Source organism: Pseudacidovorax intermedius (assembly GCF_001476815.1).
In the GTDB taxonomy this organism is placed as follows: domain Bacteria; phylum Pseudomonadota; class Gammaproteobacteria; order Burkholderiales; family Burkholderiaceae_C; genus Xenophilus; species Xenophilus intermedius_A.
In genome coordinates this window covers 1-567 of sequence record NZ_LDSL01000263.1, presented here as the reverse complement: position 1 = coordinate 567, position 567 = coordinate 1, and the positions used below count along the sequence as shown (strand labels likewise).

Genomic DNA, 567 nt, shown 5'->3' with positions numbered 1-567 from the left:
TCATGGTGACGGCGCCGCTGATCACGCCCAGCGTCATCAACCTGCCCACGGTCGACAAGGCCAACCGCCAGCCCGACAAGCCGCTGGAGGTGACCATCAAGAACGACGACCTGATCGAGTTCAAGAAGGACCCGATCTCCGGCTCCTCCGGCCTGCAGGTGCCCATGAACCAGATCGGCCAGGCCGTGAAGGCGGCGCAGAACGGCGACGACCAGCGCCCGGTGGTCATCAGCGCCGACAAGTCCGTGAAGTACGAGACGGTGGTGAAGGCCATGAACCAGCTCAAGCGCGCCGGCATCGAGCGGGTGGGCCTGTCGGTGCAGGCCACCGGCAGCGGCCGCTGAGCGGCACGCGCGCGAGGACCCCGACACGATGTCCCTGGCTTCCGACCGTCCCGAGTTCAACCCGCCGCCGCAGCGCGGCACGGTGCGCGCCGTGGTGCTCGCCCTGCTTGCCCATGCGCTGCTGATCGCCGCCCTGACCTGGGGCGTGCGCTGGAAGCGCGAAGGCGACGACGAGCCGGTGGAGGCCGAGATCTGGTCCGCCACCGTGCAGCAGGCGCGGCAG

1 protein-coding gene and 1 pseudogene are annotated in these 567 nt (G+C 69.7%); both read left to right on the top strand.

Going from position 1 to position 567, the window contains the following annotated elements:
* On the top strand, positions 1-344 hold a 344-nt coding region (locus NS331_RS25125; RefSeq protein WP_058644613.1), incomplete at its 5' end, for an ExbD/TolR family protein.
* A 28-nt stretch (positions 345-372) separates the two neighbouring features.
* A pseudogene (locus NS331_RS25120) lies at positions 373-567 on the top strand (cell envelope integrity protein TolA); the annotation flags it as partial.